This window comes from Marinobacter alexandrii, from assembly GCF_005871205.1.
GTDB classification, from domain to species: Bacteria; Pseudomonadota; Gammaproteobacteria; order Pseudomonadales; family Oleiphilaceae; genus Marinobacter; species Marinobacter alexandrii.
Map to the genome: position 1 here is coordinate 528307 of NZ_SWKM01000011.1, position 17288 is coordinate 545594.

General features: G+C 58.3%; 16 protein-coding genes. 9 read left to right on the forward strand and 7 right to left on the reverse strand.

Annotated elements, in window-relative coordinates; translation table 11 throughout:
* Nucleotide 1: 1 nt before the first annotated feature.
* Entirely contained in the window at nucleotides 2–679 is a 678-nt protein-coding gene (locus tag FCS96_RS02760; protein WP_171040687.1) for a response regulator, read from the reverse strand.
* A gap of 254 nt (nucleotides 680–933) precedes the next feature.
* On the opposite strand from FCS96_RS02760, the gene FCS96_RS02765 reads away from it, so the two are divergent.
* Genes FCS96_RS02765 through FCS96_RS02775 form a run of 3 tightly spaced genes read left to right on the forward strand, consistent with a single transcriptional unit; the run spans nucleotide 934 to nucleotide 3354 of the window.
* The gene (locus FCS96_RS02765; protein ID WP_171040650.1) at nucleotides 934–1920 is read left to right on the forward strand and encodes an ABC transporter substrate-binding protein; all 987 of its coding nucleotides are present in this window, start codon (nucleotides 934–936) and stop codon (nucleotides 1918–1920) included.
* Nucleotides 1917–2693 carry an ABC transporter permease gene (locus FCS96_RS02770; protein ID WP_138438708.1) on the forward strand — a complete coding sequence of 259 codons (777 nt, stop codon included), beginning with the start codon at nucleotides 1917–1919 and terminating at the stop codon, nucleotides 2691–2693. Before FCS96_RS02765 ends, FCS96_RS02770 begins: the two co-directional genes overlap by 4 nt.
* A complete protein-coding gene (locus FCS96_RS02775; RefSeq protein ID WP_138438709.1) occupies nucleotides 2686–3354 on the forward strand; it encodes an ATP-binding cassette domain-containing protein in 669 nt (222 codons plus the stop codon). The genes FCS96_RS02770 and FCS96_RS02775 overlap by 8 nt, the downstream gene beginning before the upstream one ends.
* Before the next feature lie 30 nt (nucleotides 3355–3384).
* On the opposite strand, the gene FCS96_RS02780 is transcribed toward FCS96_RS02775, so the two are convergent.
* From FCS96_RS02780 to FCS96_RS02795, 4 genes are read right to left on the reverse strand one after another with little or no spacing between them, the layout of a single operon-like run.
* Nucleotides 3385–4188 (reverse strand): ABC transporter permease, encoded by an 804-nt coding sequence (locus FCS96_RS02780; RefSeq protein ID WP_138439621.1) that lies wholly within the window; start codon nucleotides 4186–4188, stop codon nucleotides 3385–3387.
* A 2-nt stretch (nucleotides 4189–4190) separates the two neighbouring features.
* Nucleotides 4191–4913, reverse strand: a complete 723-nt coding sequence (locus FCS96_RS02785) for an ABC transporter ATP-binding protein (RefSeq protein ID WP_138438710.1) — start codon at nucleotides 4911–4913, stop codon at nucleotides 4191–4193.
* Entirely contained in the window at nucleotides 4910–5884 is a 975-nt protein-coding gene (locus FCS96_RS02790; RefSeq protein WP_138438711.1) for a YVTN family beta-propeller repeat protein, read from the reverse strand. The genes FCS96_RS02785 and FCS96_RS02790 overlap by 4 nt, the downstream gene beginning before the upstream one ends.
* Before the next feature lie 42 nt (nucleotides 5885–5926).
* Entirely contained in the window at nucleotides 5927–7099 is a 1173-nt protein-coding gene (locus FCS96_RS02795; protein WP_138438712.1) for an ABC transporter substrate-binding protein, read from the reverse strand.
* Between the two features lie 162 nt (nucleotides 7100–7261).
* On the opposite strand from FCS96_RS02795, the gene FCS96_RS02800 reads away from it, so the two are divergent.
* Both FCS96_RS02800 and FCS96_RS02805 read left to right on the forward strand, forming a co-directional pair.
* Nucleotides 7262–8521 (forward strand): sensor histidine kinase, encoded by a 1260-nt coding sequence (locus FCS96_RS02800; protein ID WP_138438713.1) that lies wholly within the window; start codon nucleotides 7262–7264, stop codon nucleotides 8519–8521.
* Nucleotides 8518–9174, forward strand: coding sequence for a response regulator (locus FCS96_RS02805; protein ID WP_138438714.1), 657 nt, complete (start codon nucleotides 8518–8520; stop codon nucleotides 9172–9174). The genes FCS96_RS02800 and FCS96_RS02805 overlap by 4 nt, the downstream gene beginning before the upstream one ends.
* A 12-nt stretch (nucleotides 9175–9186) precedes the next feature.
* Here FCS96_RS02805 and FCS96_RS02810 read toward each other — a convergent pair whose 3' ends face one another.
* Both FCS96_RS02810 and FCS96_RS02815 read right to left on the reverse strand, forming a co-directional pair.
* Nucleotides 9187–9840, reverse strand: coding sequence for a pentapeptide repeat-containing protein (locus FCS96_RS02810; RefSeq protein WP_138438715.1), 654 nt, complete (start codon nucleotides 9838–9840; stop codon nucleotides 9187–9189).
* 67 nt (nucleotides 9841–9907) lie between these two features.
* Nucleotides 9908–11716 (reverse strand): methanol/ethanol family PQQ-dependent dehydrogenase, encoded by a 1809-nt coding sequence (locus tag FCS96_RS02815; protein ID WP_138439622.1) that lies wholly within the window; start codon nucleotides 11714–11716, stop codon nucleotides 9908–9910.
* A gap of 372 nt (nucleotides 11717–12088) precedes the next feature.
* On the opposite strand from FCS96_RS02815, the gene pedF reads away from it, so the two are divergent.
* The 4 genes from pedF (at nucleotide 12089) to exaC (ending at nucleotide 17231) form a co-directional block, all read left to right on the forward strand.
* Nucleotides 12089–12538: a cytochrome c-550 PedF gene (gene pedF / locus FCS96_RS02820; protein ID WP_138438716.1), complete on the forward strand. Its 450-nt coding sequence runs from the start codon at nucleotides 12089–12091 to the stop codon at nucleotides 12536–12538.
* A gap of 72 nt (nucleotides 12539–12610) precedes the next feature.
* Entirely contained in the window at nucleotides 12611–13567 is a 957-nt protein-coding gene (locus tag FCS96_RS02825) for a substrate-binding periplasmic protein (protein WP_138438717.1), read from the forward strand.
* Nucleotides 13568–13714: 147 nt separating this feature from the next.
* A complete protein-coding gene (locus FCS96_RS02830; RefSeq protein ID WP_138438718.1) occupies nucleotides 13715–15490 on the forward strand; it encodes a PQQ-dependent methanol/ethanol family dehydrogenase in 1776 nt (591 codons plus the stop codon).
* A 220-nt stretch (nucleotides 15491–15710) separates the two neighbouring features.
* Nucleotides 15711–17231: an acetaldehyde dehydrogenase ExaC gene (gene exaC / locus FCS96_RS02835; RefSeq protein ID WP_138438719.1), complete on the forward strand. Its 1521-nt coding sequence runs from the start codon at nucleotides 15711–15713 to the stop codon at nucleotides 17229–17231.
* Nucleotides 17232–17288 lie beyond the last annotated feature (57 nt).

A 17288-nucleotide genomic window follows, 5' to 3' on the forward strand; every position in this document is an offset into this window, starting at 1 on the left:
CTTAGCGTTTGAGGTACTGGCTGAAATCAACATCGCTGGCGGACAGAATGGCCTGAACCCGGTTGTGTACTCCGAGCTTCCGCAGGATCGCCGAGACGTGGGCCTTAACGGTTGTTTCTGCGATATTGAGGTTGTAGGCGATCTGCTTGTTGGACTCGCCCTTGGACATTCTTTCCAGCACCAAAAGTTGGCGGCGGGTCAGGGAGTTCAGAAGCTCTGGTGAAATAGGGTTGTCGTCGTTCCGACTGCGGCGCTGGCGGCCCTCATTACTTGTGCGGATGATGTCTGAGGGGAGATAGACATTGCCGTTGAGGATCTGTTGGATCGCTTCGGTCATCTGGGCCCGGGGTGATGACTTGGTGATAAAGCCAATCGCGCCGTAAGTAATGGCCTGCAACACAACCTGTTTGTCTTCTTCCGCGGACACGATCACCACGGGAATACTGGGTGCCTCGTTACGCAAGGTGATCAGACCATTCAAGCCGTGCATACCGGGCATGTTCAGATCCAGCAGAATCAGGTCGAGATCATCATTCTCCCGGGTGATCTCGACGGCGCTGTCGAGATCGTCCGTTTCGATGATCGTGCTGTTTTGAAAGCCTGATGCAATGACGCTGCTGATTGCCTCCCGAAACAGCGGGTGGTCGTCGGCAATGAGAATCTTGTACGCGGGCTCCATGACGGCATCGGCCTGTTTGTTGTCGGTTTCGGGAGAGGTTCCGGAATCATGATAACGGTTTTCCGACGAGAGTGTGGCATCGAGCTCGTTGAGCATGACAATCTCCTTCGCAAAGGCCAGAGACAGCCTCCGCTTATTATTGTGATGCTTCCATTACACGTCATAACCGCCATCGGTTGAATGCGACCATCGCACCAAAAAACAGGCACCAAAGTACTATTCTGGATACCGGCGGGGCTTCGTATTGTGAGGGGATGAGCCGATCAATATGCAGCAAACCGAAGTGGTGGAAGCGGCGGGCGCCCAGACTGGCTGGTTTGCTGGCCGGCCTGATGTTCAGCGTCCTGGCAAGTGCCCAGCCGGTACTGACCCTCAGCGTCCTGTACGCTGGCACCGCCCACTGGGAACTGGATCATCTCCAGCATGCGGGGTTGGATAGCGCTAACGGGTATCGCCTGGAACTGCGTCCGGTTGCCAATCTTCCAGCCTCGCGGCTGGCCGTGACCAGTGGCAGTGTCCAAGGTGCGGTGGCGGATCTGCTTTGGGCCCAGGCCCGATTTTCTGCGGGTGAGCCTTACCTGTACGTGCCTTTTTCGACCCAAATTGGTGACTTGGTGGTGGCTGAGAATTCAGCCATTCGTTCGTTGGCTGATCTGAACGGGCGTCGTCTGGGGGTGGCCGGTGGCCCCGACAGCAAGGGCTGGATATTGTTGCAGCAGGTCGCGTCGCAGCGAGGCCTGGACCTGGCAGCCAGTGTGGAACTGCAGTTTGGATCGCCGCCTCTGCTCAGCCAGGCGCTGAAACGCGGTCAGGTCGATGCCATCGTAACCTACTGGCACTTTGCAGCCAGACTTAAGGGGCAGGGTGGTTGGCGGTCGGCATTTCGGCTGCAGGATCTGCTTGCAGAACTCAATCTGGATCGGAACCTGCCCGTGCTGGGCTATGTCTTTCCCAACGCGTGGGCCGATGACCACCGCGATCTCATTGCGCGATTCGCCCGTTCGGTCCAGCAGGCGAAACAATCATTAGCCGTCGCCCCGGCCCACTGGCAGCGCCTGGCGTCTTTAATGCAGGAACCCGGCTCAGGGGAGTTGGCGGCGCTGCGCGAGGGTTACTTGGCGGGCCGACCGCTACCACTTACCGAGCGTCGGGTGGCGGATTTGCACGCCCTGCTCCTGCTGACGGGCGCGGAGTCGGGCGAACTCATGCCTGCCGACTTGTTTTTCAGGCCTGCCCCATGACCTCCGGTAGCGGTTCGCCGCCTTTGTGGTGCTACTGGGTGGTGCTGCCGGCAACCGTGCTGATCTGGGCTGTGCTTGCGGCCACCCTGGAAACCGCTCTCTTACCCACGCCAAGTGCAGTCATGGTTGCTCTTGCTAGTGAAGCGGTCAATGGTGAACTCTGGCGTCATCTGGCCGCAACTCTGGCTCGGGTGGCAATCGCCTTCGGCGTGGCAATGCTGCTGGGCGTGGTGATCGGCAGTGCCATGGGCCGCTCTGCCCGCCTCAACGCCTTGTTTGATCCGCTGCTCGTGATTCTGCTGAACTTGCCAGCGCTGGTCACGATCATCCTGATGTACGTCTGGTTCGGTCTGGTGGAAATGGCGGCCCTGCTGGCGGTCATTATCAACAAGGTACCGAACGTGGCGGTGACCGTGCGCGAAGGCGCTCGTAGCCTTGACGACAAACTTGAACAGATGGCTGTGGCTTACCGGTTCAGCCGCTGGCAGTGGCTACGAGAAGTGTGGCTGCCGCAAATGTTTCCTTACCTGATGGCGGCCACTCGGGGCGGGCTGGCGCTAATATGGAAGATTGTGCTGGTGGTGGAGCTGTTGGGTCGGTCTAACGGCGTCGGGTTCAAGCTGCATCTGGCATTTCAGGTTTTCGACGTGGCCACCATACTGGCCTACAGTTTGGCGTTCATTGCCGTGGTGCAAGTGATCGAGCTGGCCATTCTGCAGCCTCTGGAGCGTCGCGCCAACCGCTGGCGTCGGCCGGAGATGGCCCATGCTTGAGCTGGATATCAGTGGCCGCGGCTGGCATCAGCCCGTGCTGGGCGCCATTGTCACGACCGTTAACCGCGGTGACCGGGTGTGCCTGCTGGGACCATCTGGAGTGGGCAAGACCACGCTGCTTAATGCCATCGCCGGGCTTGATCGGAACCCCATAAAAGTGACGGCCCGCAGTTCGCAGTCGGTCCGTATCGGCTACCTGTTTCAGGAGCACCGGCTGCTGCCCTGGCGTAGCTTGCACCAGAATCTGAGAATCGTGGGCGCCACCGATGGTGAAGCGGATCGATTGCTGGCGGCGGTAGGCCTGACGGGCTACGGTCACCATTTTCCTGATCAGGTCTCCCTCGGTATGGCGCGTCGTGCCGCCCTGGCCCGGGCCATGGCTGTTAAACCCGATCTGCTCCTGCTGGACGAGCCTTTCGCCTCGCTTGACCCGATTCGTGCAGGCGAACTCAGGCAACTGATTCTCGATCTGTTGGCACAGTATCCGCATATGGGACTGGTGTGCGTCACTCACGATGCCCGGGATGCCGCCGAACTTGCCACTCGGCTTTGGTACCTCAACGGTGAGCCTGCGCGTTTGCAATGGGATGCGCCGGTAACAGCCGGCGACGATGTCAGGAAAATCGTCGAAAATCTTATAATGCCGGAACGGGGCGGCTAATCGCTTCGGGTATTGGCCCTTTAGCGGCTATCAGGCCGAGTCTTTGCCCAGGATGCGGGTGCGCTGTGGCCTAAAGCTGGCAGTTGCCAGCAACGCCAGAACCAGGGTCGTACCGGCCGTGATGCCAAAGGCTTGCGAATTCCAGCTCAGGTATAGGGAAAACCGGATGGCCTCCACCGCGTGGGTGAATGGATTGAACTGACAAATCCAGTACAGCCATGGGCTGGCCTCATTCATGCGCCAGAGTGGGTAGAGCGCTGAGGACAAAAAGAACATTGGGAAAATGACAAAGTTCATCACCCCGGCAAAGTTTTCCAGCTGTTTCACCCATGTGGCAATCAGTAGGCCCAGGGCACCAAGCATAAGACTGGTCAGGATCAGAGCCGGCAGCACGGCAAGGTAGCCCCAGTTCGGCGGCTCCACGTCTACCAGCAGAGCCAGTGCCAGGAACAGATACACCTGGGCAACGGATACGCCGCCCATGGCCAGGAGCTTGGTGACCAGCAGGAACGGTCGAGGCAGAGGGCTGGTTAACAACACTCGCATGCTGCCCAGTTCCCGATCATAAACCATCGATAACGCACCCTGCATGCTGTTGAACAGGATGATCATGCCGCACAAACCGGGGGCAATGTAGTTCTCGTAGGTAATGTAGGTGTCATAGGGCGGGATGATGGAGATGCCCAGCACTGCCCGGAAACCGGCGGCGAAAACGACGAGCCATAACAGTGGGCGCACCAGCGCGCTGGCGAAGCGAGTTCGTTGCTGCCAGAACCTAAGCCATTCGCGGGTCTGGACACCGACAAAGCCATGCCAATAGTGGGACGGGCTTATCATCAGCCGGCTCCGGTCAGGGTGTGAAAAGTGGTGGCCAGGTCTCGGTTGCCCTGGTCGGAGCAAAGCTGGTAGCCGTCAGCGTCGGCCAGCAACTGGCCGCGATGCAGGATCAGTACCCGGTCTTCGTTGTGCACCTCTTCAATCAGGTGCGTGGCCCAGAGTACGGTGAGTCCGTCCTGATCGCAGAGTGAGCGCACATGATGATTCAGGGCGTTGCGGCTGGCGATGTCGAGCCCGGCAGTCGCTTCGTCCAGCAACAGGATCGTTGGCTGGTGGAGCAGGGCCCGGGCAATTTCCACCCGCCGTCGATGACCGCCATTGAGTTGCCTGACCGGGGCGTCGGCCCGGTCCAGCAGACCAAAGCGTTCAAGTTCTCGATGACTCCGGGAGCGCGCGACCCTACCCGACATCCCATGCAGGGCGGCGTGGTAGTGCAGGTTCTGGCGAACCGTGAGGTCCAGGTCCAGAGCATTCTGTTGGAACACCACGCCAAGCTGGCTCATGGCCTCGGTGGGGTGTTTTTTCAGGGATCGCCCGGCCAGTATCAGATCGCCCTGCTGCAGGGCTAACAGACGGGTAGTCAGGCCAAACAGCGTCGACTTACCGGCGCCATTGGGCCCGAGCAGGGCGTGAAAACGCCCGGAAGTCAGCGTAAAGCTGACGTCCTTTAGCACCGGTTGGTCGCCGTAGCGAAAACCGATGCTGCGGGCTTCAATGGTCATGAGGACGGATCGATGACCACACCCCAGGGGTAGCGGCCGACCTTGATCGACTTGAGCACCTTCAGCTCGTCTACATCGATCACCGAGACATCGCCGGAGACCCCATTGGTGGTGTAAAGGTGCTTTTCATCTTTATCGAGGTCCAACTGCCAGACCCGGGCTCCCACCAGCAGGTAGTCCAGAACCTCATAGCTCTGGGCGTCGACTACGGCCACGTGATTCGAGGGGCCGAGAGCCACGAAGGCGTACTTGCCGTCGGAGGTCAGTTCTATGCCAACCGGCTGGACCCGATCCTGATTCACCCCGGGTACCTTGAAGCTCATCTGATGAATCTGTTCCAGTTTGTCGACGTCAATGATATGCACAGTGCCGCCGATTTCGGCCGAGGCCCAGGCGATCTTGCTGTCTTTACTGAACTCCACATGGCGCGGCCGCTGGCCAACCACGATGTTCTTCTCAATCTCAAAGGTTTCGGTGTTGATCCAGTGCAGCATGCTGGTGGTTTCGGAGGTGTTTACCGCCCATTTACCATCCGGGCTGACCGCCATGCCTTCGGGTTCTATACCAACATCAATTTGGGCCAGCACGTCCTTGGTGTCTACATCGACCACGGTCACGATGGCGTCGTCTTCGTTGGCGATGTACAGGTGTTTGTTGTTGGGATGCAGGGCGAACTGCTCCGGGTCTTCGCCGGAAGGCAGGGTGTCGATGATCTTCCGGGTTGCCAGGTCCAGAACCTGCACGGTGTCGTCGTCACTGGCGCAGATGTAGAGCTTGGTATGGTCCTTGGACAGCAGGATGCCCCGAGGGCGCTGACCGACCTCAATGGTTTCCAGCACCATGTGGGTGTCGGTGTCGATGATGGACAGAGTGTTGTCTTTCTCATTGGAGACATAGGCCACGCTGGCGAGAGCCGGAGTGGATAGACCGATCATGGCGGCCAGGGCAGTGCGCTTCAGTCGATTGTTCATTGTGATTGCTCCGTCTTGTTTTTACAGCTGAATGCCAAGGCATCAGCCACTGATTCGACATGTGCTTTCCGGCTCATCGAAACCGAGGGTATCCATCTGGGAGTTCGGGTGCAGGTAGCCGTCGAAGGGCGCTTGCGCCACTAGGCCCCTTGGATGAACCAGCGGGATGGGTTGTCTGAGTTGGCCATTCCATGAGCGGTAGGTGAGCTTTCGCCCCTTGAAGCCTGCCAATTGGAATTGGTCGCCGAGCAGGAAGTTGCGAATGCTGGTCGGATTGGCCTCGCCCAACTGGGTAACTGCCGTGCCGATGGAACGTACGGCGGCCCAGGCCGCGTAGTCCTCGTTGTTCATGTTGCGGTCGGCGAGATCACTGAAGCGTTTCTGCAACTGCGCCGCGCCCCAGCTTTCCACGACGCGGTGCCAGGCCACCGGACTCATGCCCTGGGTGCCGACAACCGGGCGGGGTAGCCAGGTGTTAAAGGGCACGTATTCCCCGAAATCGCCGTGTACATCGGCAACGACAACGGCATCATAGTCACCATGCTGGGTGAATACTGGCAGCTCCTTGGACGCCATGCGTCGCAGATCCGTATCAAAGGTCCAGGGTTTGTCGGCGACGAGGTCAAGTCCGAAGCGTTTGGCGGATCGTCGAAAGGCCTGCGCCCAGGCCTGATCTTCGTCGGTTGGCCCGGTGATCATGAATACCTGCTGCCATCGGCGTTGGTTGAGCCATTGCCCCAGGGCATCGGTAAGCATGCTGTAGCTTGGGATGGTGTGCACGAGATTAGGGTGGCATTCGTCTGTCCGAAGATCGTCATCCTTCGCGCCCGCATTCATCAGCAAAGTATGTTCGTCGGCCGCGTTTACCAGCGCGGTGAGGGCAGACGCCGGAGCATTGACAACAAAAAGGTCTATTCCGGCCTTCTGAAGACTCTCGAACGCCGCGACGGTATCGGCTTGCGAGTCGCTGATTCGTTGCTCCAGCAGGTAGTTTTGGCCAAGGAATTTGCCGGTGGTGCGGTTGTCAGCGATGGCCAGGTCGGCACCCCGGAGACCGGAGTCTTCCGGCGCGGGTATCACGTTGGAAAGCACCGGTCCCTGATCAGGGATCCAGTGCAGGTAGCCAATCCGGACCGTCAGGGTGTCTGCCTGTGCGGGCAGGGCAATGATCAGGGTCGCCAGAGTGGCGGCCAACAACCGGTTGCAGAAAACCATAATGTGCTCCGCCTTATTGTTGTGTTTTCAGCTTAATGAAGGAGAAAAGGCCCGGAAATATTCAGAAAGTAGGAATGTGCCGGTACTAAAGAACTATTCCGGTGAAAAACTGGCGGTTTAGCATGGAGAATAACCTTCCCACGTGGAGCGCCGGGCTTTGCAATGACTGCGTACCGTAAGACTTTGTTGATCATGCTCGCCGTATTCGCCGTTGTGTATGCGGCTGGAGCCCTGTTCTATGTCCAGCAGGCTCAGCACGATGTTCAGCGGGAACTGAGTGGGGCCGTGGCGTTGGCTGATAATCTGCCGGCCCCCCATCGGTTGGCTGCTGAAGTGGTGCCCCATCTGCGGCACCTTGAGCCAACGCCAAGCGAGCCAGGGGCCGATGGCTCGGCGGCAGACGACGTCTCCGACCGGGAGTCGGTGCCAATCTGGTTCACCACTCTCATTGGCGCTGACCATTCTGCGGAGCTGTCGAACGGCTGGCGCTATGCACCGGCGGATGAGGCTGAGGAAATCTGGGAGGGCTTCCTGTTGATCTCGGTCTCCTATGCCATCGGCATGCTGCTCTGTTTTTTCGTGCTCCGACAGATGGTGGCAGGTGCGGTGAGGACGCTGAGTTCGCTGGAAGCGGCCATGCAGGCGGTTGCCAATGGCAGCCTGACCTCACGATTGCGTCGCCAGCCTGTTCAGGAACTGGATGCTCTTGCGTCCCGCTTTAACGCCATGGCCGAGGCACTGGAAAGCGAGCAGCGAACGGTGAGTCGGCTGATGACTGAGCTGCTCCAACTGCAGGACCGGGAGCGGGAACATATCGCCCGAGTCCTGCACGACGATCTGGGCCAGTACCTGACCGGCATCCGCGCCCAGGCCCGGAGCTGGGTGTACGACCCACAGCTGTGCGAGGGGAAGAAACAGCAGGCCCGGGAACTGGCCCAGCATTGCGAAACCATGCAGACGCATTTCCGCCATCTGCTTCATGATTTGCACCCGTTGGTCATGGAGCAACTCGGGCTCGACGGTGCCATCCAGCATCTGGTCGAGCAGTGGCAGCGACTGAGCGGGCTCAGCTGTCATCTGAATCTGGGTGTGGCCCTGCCCGAGCTTAGCGGCGAGCAACAGACCCATCTGTACCGGTTTCTGCAGGAAGCCCTGAACAACATATCCCGTCATGCCCGGGCCTCCAGCGCCTCGCTCGCTGTGACGACCGATTCGATTCAGCTGAACATTGAAGTCTGCGACAACGGGGTTGGTGGCGCTGACTTGGACCGATGCTCGGGACTCGGCATACGCTCAATGCGAGAGCGGGCCCGCTGCCTCGGCGGCCAGATCCAGTTTGAGAGCTTGGTCGGTACAGGTACCCGAATCCGTCTCGCGGTTCCTCTGCTTGAAAGTAAACCCCTTGTTGGAGGTGTGGTATGAAAGTAATGATCGTGGATGATCATCAGGTGGTGCGCCAGGGCATCTCCAACCTGCTCCAGTCAATGGTCCCTGGTCTGGCGGTTACGGAAGTGGACTCCGGACAGGAGGCGGTTGCCCAGTATGGGCAGTTATTACCCGAGCTGGTGCTGCTGGACATGGGCCTGCCCGATATCTCCGGGCTTGAGGTTGCGCGCCGCATCCGCCAGCGGTGGCGGGGTGCGTCGATCCTGTTTTTCACAATGCATGAAGAATTGCCCATGGTCCGTCAGGCCCTGGATGTAGGCGCGCTGGGTTTTGTTACCAAAAATTGTGCGCCGGAGGAACTGGCGGAGGCGGTGAAGAGGGTAGCCGCGGGCCAGCCATACATCGAACATGCGGTTGCCACACGCCTGGCGATGAATCAGGAGCGCCCAGTGGACCACAGGTTGCGGGATATGACCCAGCGGGAAATGGAAGTCTTGTTGATGTACGCCCGGGGCGAGAGTATCCAGGGGATTGCAGGCAGGCTATGCGTTAGCAGTAAGACAGTGTCGAACCACCTCGCTTTGCTCAAGAGCAAGTTACAGATCGAATCGGCTGTGGAATTGATTCATCTGGCGGTAGACGCCGGGCTGGTTCGTTATGGCCAGTTGAATGACGGGCAGCGGGTTTAGGCCCGCTGCCGATTACCAGTCGAACGGACAGGCAATACACCCTTCCATATACGTGCCCTCGAAGGTGGCAAAGTGAATGCGTGTGCCAGTCAGATTCGCACCGGCAAGGTTGGCCAGGCCCAGTTTGGCCTCTTGGAGGTTGGCGCCCTGCAGGTTGGCAGCCTTGAGATCGGCTTTTGGCAGCCAGGCCATTTCGAGGCTAGAGAAACCAAGGTCGCTCCTTGCAAGGGTTGCACCTGAAAAGCGAGAAAAATCCAGGTCGGCGCCGGTCAGATCAGAATCGCTAAAATCTGCACCCTGTGCGAACAGGTATTCGGCTTCCATACCCGGCATCTTTGCGTTGCGGATTTTTGCACCGCGCAAATCAGCCCGGGTAGCCTGTACCCGGTAGGCCGTCACCTTGTCCAGATTGGCTCCGTTCAAGTTGGCTCCGCGCAGGTTAGTATGGCTTAGATTGGCACCACTCAGGGTGGCGTTCTGGAAGTTGGACAACCGCAGATCCAGGTTTGACAGGTCCGCACCACGTAGATCCGCACCGGGGCACTGGGCATGTTGCTCCAGGATGCAGCCATTGATGACTGGGGCCTGGTCCAGTCCCGCCAGGTAGTCCCCTGCAGTGGCCCTTGCAGCGGTCAGAAACAATGAGGCTTGAATGAGTGATCGCATAACGAAGTACTCGGAGCGTTGATTGAAAAAGGGCCCGGCTAAACACCGGGCCAATCTCGGAGATCGCCTATCGCGAGGCCTGGGCCCAAGAGGGCAGTTTGAACACCCAGAACGAGCCACCCTGGGAAATTGGTTTGGTCAGTTCAGCCATGTCGCCACCCCACAGTGGCACTGCACCGCCATAGCCCGAGGCCACACCGACGTATTGTTCGCCGTCCATTTCCCAGGTGATGGGTGAGGAGATGATTCCGGAGCCCGTCTGGAATTTCCAGAGTTCCTCACCGGTCTGGGCATCGAACGCTTTCAGGAAACCGTCGCCGGTGCCGGTGAAGACCAGACCTCCCTCGGTGGTCAGAACGCCGGCCCATAGCGGCATTTTTTCCTTGTGCTCCCATTCAATCTTGCCGGTTAGGGGGTTCATCGCTCGTAAAACGCCCACATGGTCGTCGTACATGCGTTTAATGCGGAAGCCCTGGCCCAGATACGCCGCCCCTTTCTTGTAGGTGACTTCTTCAGTCCAGTAGTCCTCTTTCCAATGGTTAGCGGGCACGTAGAACAGGCCGGTCTGGTGGCTGTAGGCCATTGGGTTCCAGTTCTTGCCACCCAGGAACGGCGGTGATACTTCAATGGCTTCGCCGCGGGTTTCACCAGCCTTCGGGGCGGGTGGACGTTGGCCTTCAGCTTCAATCGGCCGCCCGTCTTCACCGATGCCCTCAGCCCAGGTGATGTTGTCCACGAACGGGAAGGCTTTCTTGAAGTCACCGCTGGTGCGGTCAACGACGTAGAAGAAGCCGTTACGGTCGGCATGTGCTGTAGCTTTTACCGTTTCGCCGTTTTCCGAATACTCAAAAAGCACCAGCTCATTGTTGCCAGAGAAATCCCAGGCATCGTTCGGTGTGTGCTGGTAGAACCATTTCACTTCCCCGGTGGTTGGGTCTACACCGACTTGGCCAGAGGTATACAAGTTGTCATAGTCGGCTGGATTACCACCCGGTGAGGTGCGCTTCCAGGTATTCCAGGGGGCCGGGTTGCCTGCCCCGATGATGATGGTGTTGGTGTCCGGGTCAAAGCTTGCGCTTTGCCAGGGTGCGCCACCGCCATGACTCCAGGCCTCGACTTTACCGGTTTCTGTGTTTGGATCGTCGGGCCAGCTCGGGGCGCGCGGATCGCCGGTCGGCGTGCTCGTCTCGCCATTCAGACGGCCATAATGGCCCTCTACGAAAGGCCGCATCCAGATTTCCTCTCCGGTGTCCGGGTCGCGGGCAAACAGTTTGCCTACCACCCCGAATTCGTCGCCGGAGGAGCCGTGGATCAGCAGCACCTTGCCGGTTTCCTGATCTTTCACCAGAACCGGGGCGCCGGTCATGGTGTAACCCGCTTCATGGTCGGCGAACTTCTCGCGCCAGGCCACCTTACCGGTGTCCTTGTTGAGGGCGACGATGCCGGCATCGAGTGTGCCGAAGAAGACCTTGTCGCCGAAGATCGCCGCGCCTCGGTTAACCACGTCGCAGCAGGGTCGGATGCCTTCCGGCAGTCGATGGCTGTATTCCCACAGCCGTTCGCCGGTTTTGGCGTCCAGGGCGAACAAGCGCGAATAAGACCCGGTGATGTAAATGACGCCGTCGTGAATCAGGGCCTGAGATTCTTGCCCACGCTGTTTTTCATCGCCGAATGAGAATGACCAGGCTGGAACCAGGCGTTCAACGTTCTTACGGTTGATGGTGGTCATTGGGCTGTAGCGTTGGGCCTTGGGACCAATACCGTAGCTGAGTACGTTTTCGGTGGTGCTGGCATCGTTGGCGATGTCGTCCCAGGTAACTTCCTTGGCTGTGGCCTGCAAGCTCAGGCATGTGGCCGAGCCGAGAACCATAGCCATTCCAATGCCGCGTAAGAGCGGATGTTGCCGTTCATTGATTTTCATAACCTATCCCCTTGCTTTTTGTTGTGTCGTCTTGCCCGTGGTACTGACGCTTCGAGTATTAACTCTGCTCGACCACATCCGCGACGGAAAAGCGCGCCTGAAAAGCGGGAAAAAGCCAGGAAAAGGCGGGAAAAAATCCCGAAAGGATGGGTTGCTGCTGAAAATGCAGGAAATTTGACGGTTACGGGTTGCGGATCATGCTTTGGCCTTCACCCGGTTTGCCTACTACCAAGGAACTAAGCCGAATCCTCCAAAGTGGCATTCGGATTGGTGTGGAGGATTTCTAGACTGGGGGTCAATGCATGGGAAACCGCAGAGGTCAATACAATGACAATATCCACACCACTCAGAATCCTTCTTGCCTCGGCGCTGTTGCTGATTTCTGTGGCGCTGCTGCTTGCGTCGGAACAGGCGCGGGGCCACGGCAATGTCACACCGCAGGAAGTTGATACCGGAAAGCTGCCGGAGCTGGGGGATGAGGTTCGTACCGAAAACCCATTCCGCGAAGGCAATGAGCTCGCCAAGTTCCAGGCCGAAGCGGTCGCGATCGGGGAGAGCGCCTATGCGGGCAACTGCGCCGGGTGCCACGGCATTCGTGCCATGTCGGGCGGGCTGACTCCGGATTTGCGGGAATTGAGCATCTGGGACGATGAGTACTACATCGGTCGTGTGCGCAACGGCACGGATCGGGGCATGCCCTCCTGGAAGAAGACGCTGGACCAGAACGCCATGTGGGCTATCAAGACCTACGTAGAGTCGTTGCCAAAACCGGAGTGATCACCTGCGCAATTTTGACGCTCTGATTGGGGCCGGCTGCAGAGCCGGCCCATCGTCGTTGGGGGAACCACAATGAAACATGTCACTCTACTGCTGCTGATTCTGGCTTGCGCCAACCTCTGGGCGCAGGAGGTCGACGATGGCAATGACCTATTGAACCGACCGGCTGACCGTACTTACGACCGCATTCTCGAGTCCGGCTACCTCAAGGTAGGCGTCTACGAAAACTTCCCGCCGTACTCCTATGCCGAAGATGGGGAACCGAAAGGCGTCGACGTAGAGCTGGGCCGGCGCATAGCGAAAGAGTTAGGGGTAGAGTTCCGAGTGCACTGGATTACCCCCGACGAGAACCTGGGCGACGATTTGCGCAATAACGTCTGGAAAGGTCACTACCTGGCCAAGCAAAGGCTGGCGGACCTCATGATGCGGGTGCCCTATGACAAGCAATACGCCTACATGCAGGACTCCACCGGCGAGTACATTAATGAGCAAGTGGTCATGTTCGGGCCTTATCAGCAGGAAACCTGGCAAATAGCCTACGACCCGAACAGGCTCGACAGTGTTGAAACGGTCGCGGTTTTTCAATACCACCCCATAGGAGTAGAAATTGACACTCTGCCTGACTTTTACCTGAGCTCGGGCTTGCGAGGCCGTCTGAGAGAGCAGGTCCATCACTATCGCACGATCTCTGAAGCCTTCAATGCCATGCGCCAGGGCGACGTTAGTGCGGTGATGGGAATGCGGGCGGAGATTGATCATGAGCTCAGTAAGCCCGCCAACGCCCATTTCCAGCGTGCCGGTAACGGTTTCCCTGGCATCGGCAAACAGGTCTGGGATGTGGGCATGGCTATTAAACACACCCACCGTCAACTCGGCTATGCCCTGGAGTCCATTGTGGATGGGCTGGTTCGGACCGGAGAGCTGCACGCCCTGTTCGCAGGACTGAATCTGGATTACAGCGTACCCAACTATTATCAGAAGTTTCTGGAGCCGAAGGCCCTGGCTCGGGCTGGCGGAGAGGAGCAGTGATTTGGACAGTCGTACTACCAAGTGATGAGGAAACCTGTTCCGGGGAGTAATTGTCGCTGTTCGGCTGAGCGCGAAGAATCGGTACACAGGCGGGAAGTTTTCCCGTTTTACCGAAAACCGACAACAAGAGAATTGGAGAGCGCAACCATGAGATCGAACAAATTCGGTACCCGCATTGCGAGCAGCGCCCTGGCGCTTGCGGTGTCTTTCGGGGCCCAGGCGGTCACCGACCAAGACATCATGAATGACGAGAATACCCCGGAGGATATAGTCACTTATGGTATGGGGCTGAAGGGGCAGCGTTTTAGCACCCTGGATACTCTCACCCGAGAAAACGTCGAGTATCTGCAGCCGGTGTGGGCCTTCTCCTTTGGTAGCGAAAAGATGCGCGGCCAGGAAGCCCAGCCGATGGTCAAAGATGGCGTTATGTACGTCACCGCGTCCTATTCGCGGGTATACGCCATCGATGTGAAAACAGGTGACGAACTCTGGCAGTACGACGCGCGTCTGCCCGATGGCATCATGCCCTGCTGCGACGTGGTCAACCGGGGCGTTGCGCTGTACAACGACAAGGTCATTTTCGGCACGCTCGATGCCAAGCTGGTCGCTTTGAACAAAGACACCGGCAAACCCATGTGGATCAAGAAAGTAGAGGACTACCAGGCGGGTTATGCCATCACCGCCGCGCCCATGGTCATCAACGGTAACGTCATTACCGGGGTTTCTGGCGGTGAATTCGGTATTGTCGGTAAGGTCGAAGCATACGACGCCAATACTGGTGAGCTGGTCTGGACCCGCCCGACCGTCGAGGGTCACATGGGCTACGTCTACAAGGATGGCAAAGCCATTGAGAACGGCATTTCCGGCGGCGAAGCCGGCAAGACCTGGCCTGGCGACATGTGGAAAAACGGCGGTGCAGCGACCTGGCTGGGTGGTACCTACGACGCCGACACCAACTCCATTTTCTTCGGTACTGGCAACCCGGCGCCCTGGAACTCGCACCTGCGTCCCGGTGACAACCTGTTTTCGTCCTCCCGCATCGCCATTGATCCGGATGACGGCAGTATCAAGTGGCACTTTCAGACCACGCCTCACGACGGCTGGGATTATGATGGCGTCAACGAGCTGATTTCCTTCGACTACAGCGACAACGGGAAAACCGTTAAAGCGGCAGCAACGGCCGACCGTAATGGTTTCATGTACGTACTGAACCGCGAGAACGGTGACTTTATTCGCGGCTTTCCATTCGTCGACAAAATCACCTGGGCCGAGGGGCTGGATCCGAAAACCGGACGCCCGATTTTTGCTGAAGGTGGTCGTCCTGGCGATCCATCAGTGACGGATAACGCCAAGGGTGAGCAGGTGCTGGCGCAACCGGCGTTCCTTGGCGGTAAGAACTGGATGCCCATGGCTTACAGTCAGAACACCGGGCTGTTCTATGTGCCCTCCAACGAGTGGGCGATGGACATCTGGAACGAGCCGGTTTCCTATAAGAAAGGGGCCGCATTCCTGGGTGCTGGTTTTACCATCAAACCTGCCAACGATGACTACATCGGTGTGCTGCGAGCCATGGATCCAAAAACCGGCGAAGAGGTCTGGCGCTATGAAAATACAGCGCCGCTCTGGGGTGGTGCCATGGCGACGGCCGGCGACCTGGTGTTCACCGGTACACCGGAAGGCTATCTGAAAGCCTTCGACGCTAAAACCGGAGAGGAGCTGTATAAGTTCAATACCGGTTCTGGAGTGGTAGGAACGCCGGTTACCTGGGTAATGGATGGCGAACAATATGTCTCGGTGCTCTCTGGCTGGGGCGGTGCAGTGCCACTCTGGGGCGGCGAAGTGGCGAAAGTGGTCAAGCACTTCAACCAGGGTGGAATGGTCTGGACCTTCAAACTGCCGAAGGATCGTGTTGCGTCAAAGTAAGCTGAGCAAGTTGAGTGTCTTTGGGCTGCCTTCGGGCAGCCTTTTTTCGTTGAGGGGCTGACGTTGTGCTCAAAGGACCAAGGCTGGGGTTTCTACTACCAAGGAATGAGTTTTTCGCCCCTATTGAATCATTCACCCATCCGTCATCGGCTACTACATTGAATGGGTAAACGCGAAATTCCGCGTTGTCCTGCGACAAACACAACAAGAGGCCGATGCCATGATCTACGCACAACCTGGACAGGAAGGATCTGTCGTTTCATTCAAGTCCCGTTACCAGAATTACATTGGTGGCGAATGGGTCGAGCCCACCAAGGGCCAGTATTTTGAAAATATTACACCGGTAACCGGTGAAGTCATCTGCGAGATTCCGCGCTCCACCGCGGAAGACATCGAGCTGGCGCTCGATGCTGCCCATAAGGCCGCACCAGCCTGGGGCAAGACATCACCTACCGAGCGCTCGAACATCCTGCTGAAGATTGCTGATCGTATTGAAGCGAATCTGGAGAAGCTGGCGGTTGCGGAAACCTGGGACAACGGCAAGGCGGTGCGTGAAACCCTGAACGCCGATATACCGCTTGCCGCTGACCACTTCCGGTACTTCGCTGGTTGTCTCCGCGCGCAGGAAGGCCATATGGGGGAGATTGACCACAACACCGTGGCTTATCATTTCCACGAGCCGCTGGGTGTGGTGGGGCAGATCATCCCCTGGAACTTCCCGTTGTTGATGGCCGCCTGGAAACTGGGGCCCTGCCTGGCCGCCGGTAACTGCACGGTGCTCAAGCCGGCCGAGCAGACCCCTGCCAGTATTCTGTTGCTGATGGAGATCATCGGTGACCTGCTGCCGCCGGGTGTGCTCAACATCGTAAATGGCTACGGCATTGAGGCTGGTCAGGCGCTGGCGACCAGCAAGCGTATTGCCAAGATTGCCTTTACCGGCTCCACACCCGTCGGTTCGCACATTCTGAAATGCGCGGCGGAAAACATCATTCCGTCCACCGTCGAGCTGGGTGGTAAGTCCCCGAACATCTACTTCTCTGACGTCATGCAGGCCGAGCCTGAGTTCGTCGACAAGTGTGTCGAGGGCCTGGTGCTGGCCTTCTTCAACCAGGGTGAAGTCTGCACCTGCCCGTCCCGGGCACTGGTTCAGGAAGATATGTATGAGGCGTTCATGCAGAAAGTGGTTGAGCGCACCAAGGCTATCAAGCGTGGCAACCCACTTGATACCGATGTACAGGTTGGCGCCCAGGCTTCCAAGGAGCAGTTCGACAAGATTCTGTCTTACCTGGAAATCGGCAAGCAGGAAGGCGCTGAGTTGCTGACCGGTGGCGGCAGGGAAGACCTGGGCGTTGAGTTCAACGACGGCTTCTACATCCAACCGACCCTGTTCAAGGGTGACAACAAGATGCGGGTATTCCAGGAGGAAATCTTTGGACCGGTAGTCGGTGTGACCACCTTCAAGACCGAAGAAGAAGCCCTGGCGATCGCCAACGACACCGAGTTTGGTCTGGGTGCCGGCGTCTGGACCCGAGACACCAATCTCGCCTACCGCATGGGTCGCGCTATTCAGGCCGGTCGGGTGTGGATGAACTGCTATCACGCCTACCCTGCCCATGCGGCCTTTGGTGGCTATAAGAAATCCGGCGTTGGCCGTGAAACCCACAAGATGGCGCTTGAACACTACCAACAGACCAAGAATCTTCTGGTCAGCTACGACACCAACCCGCTGGGTTTCTTCTAACCGGCACGCAGTAAGCCGCGGGCCAAGGCTGGCCTGCGGCTGGTCTCCAAACACTCA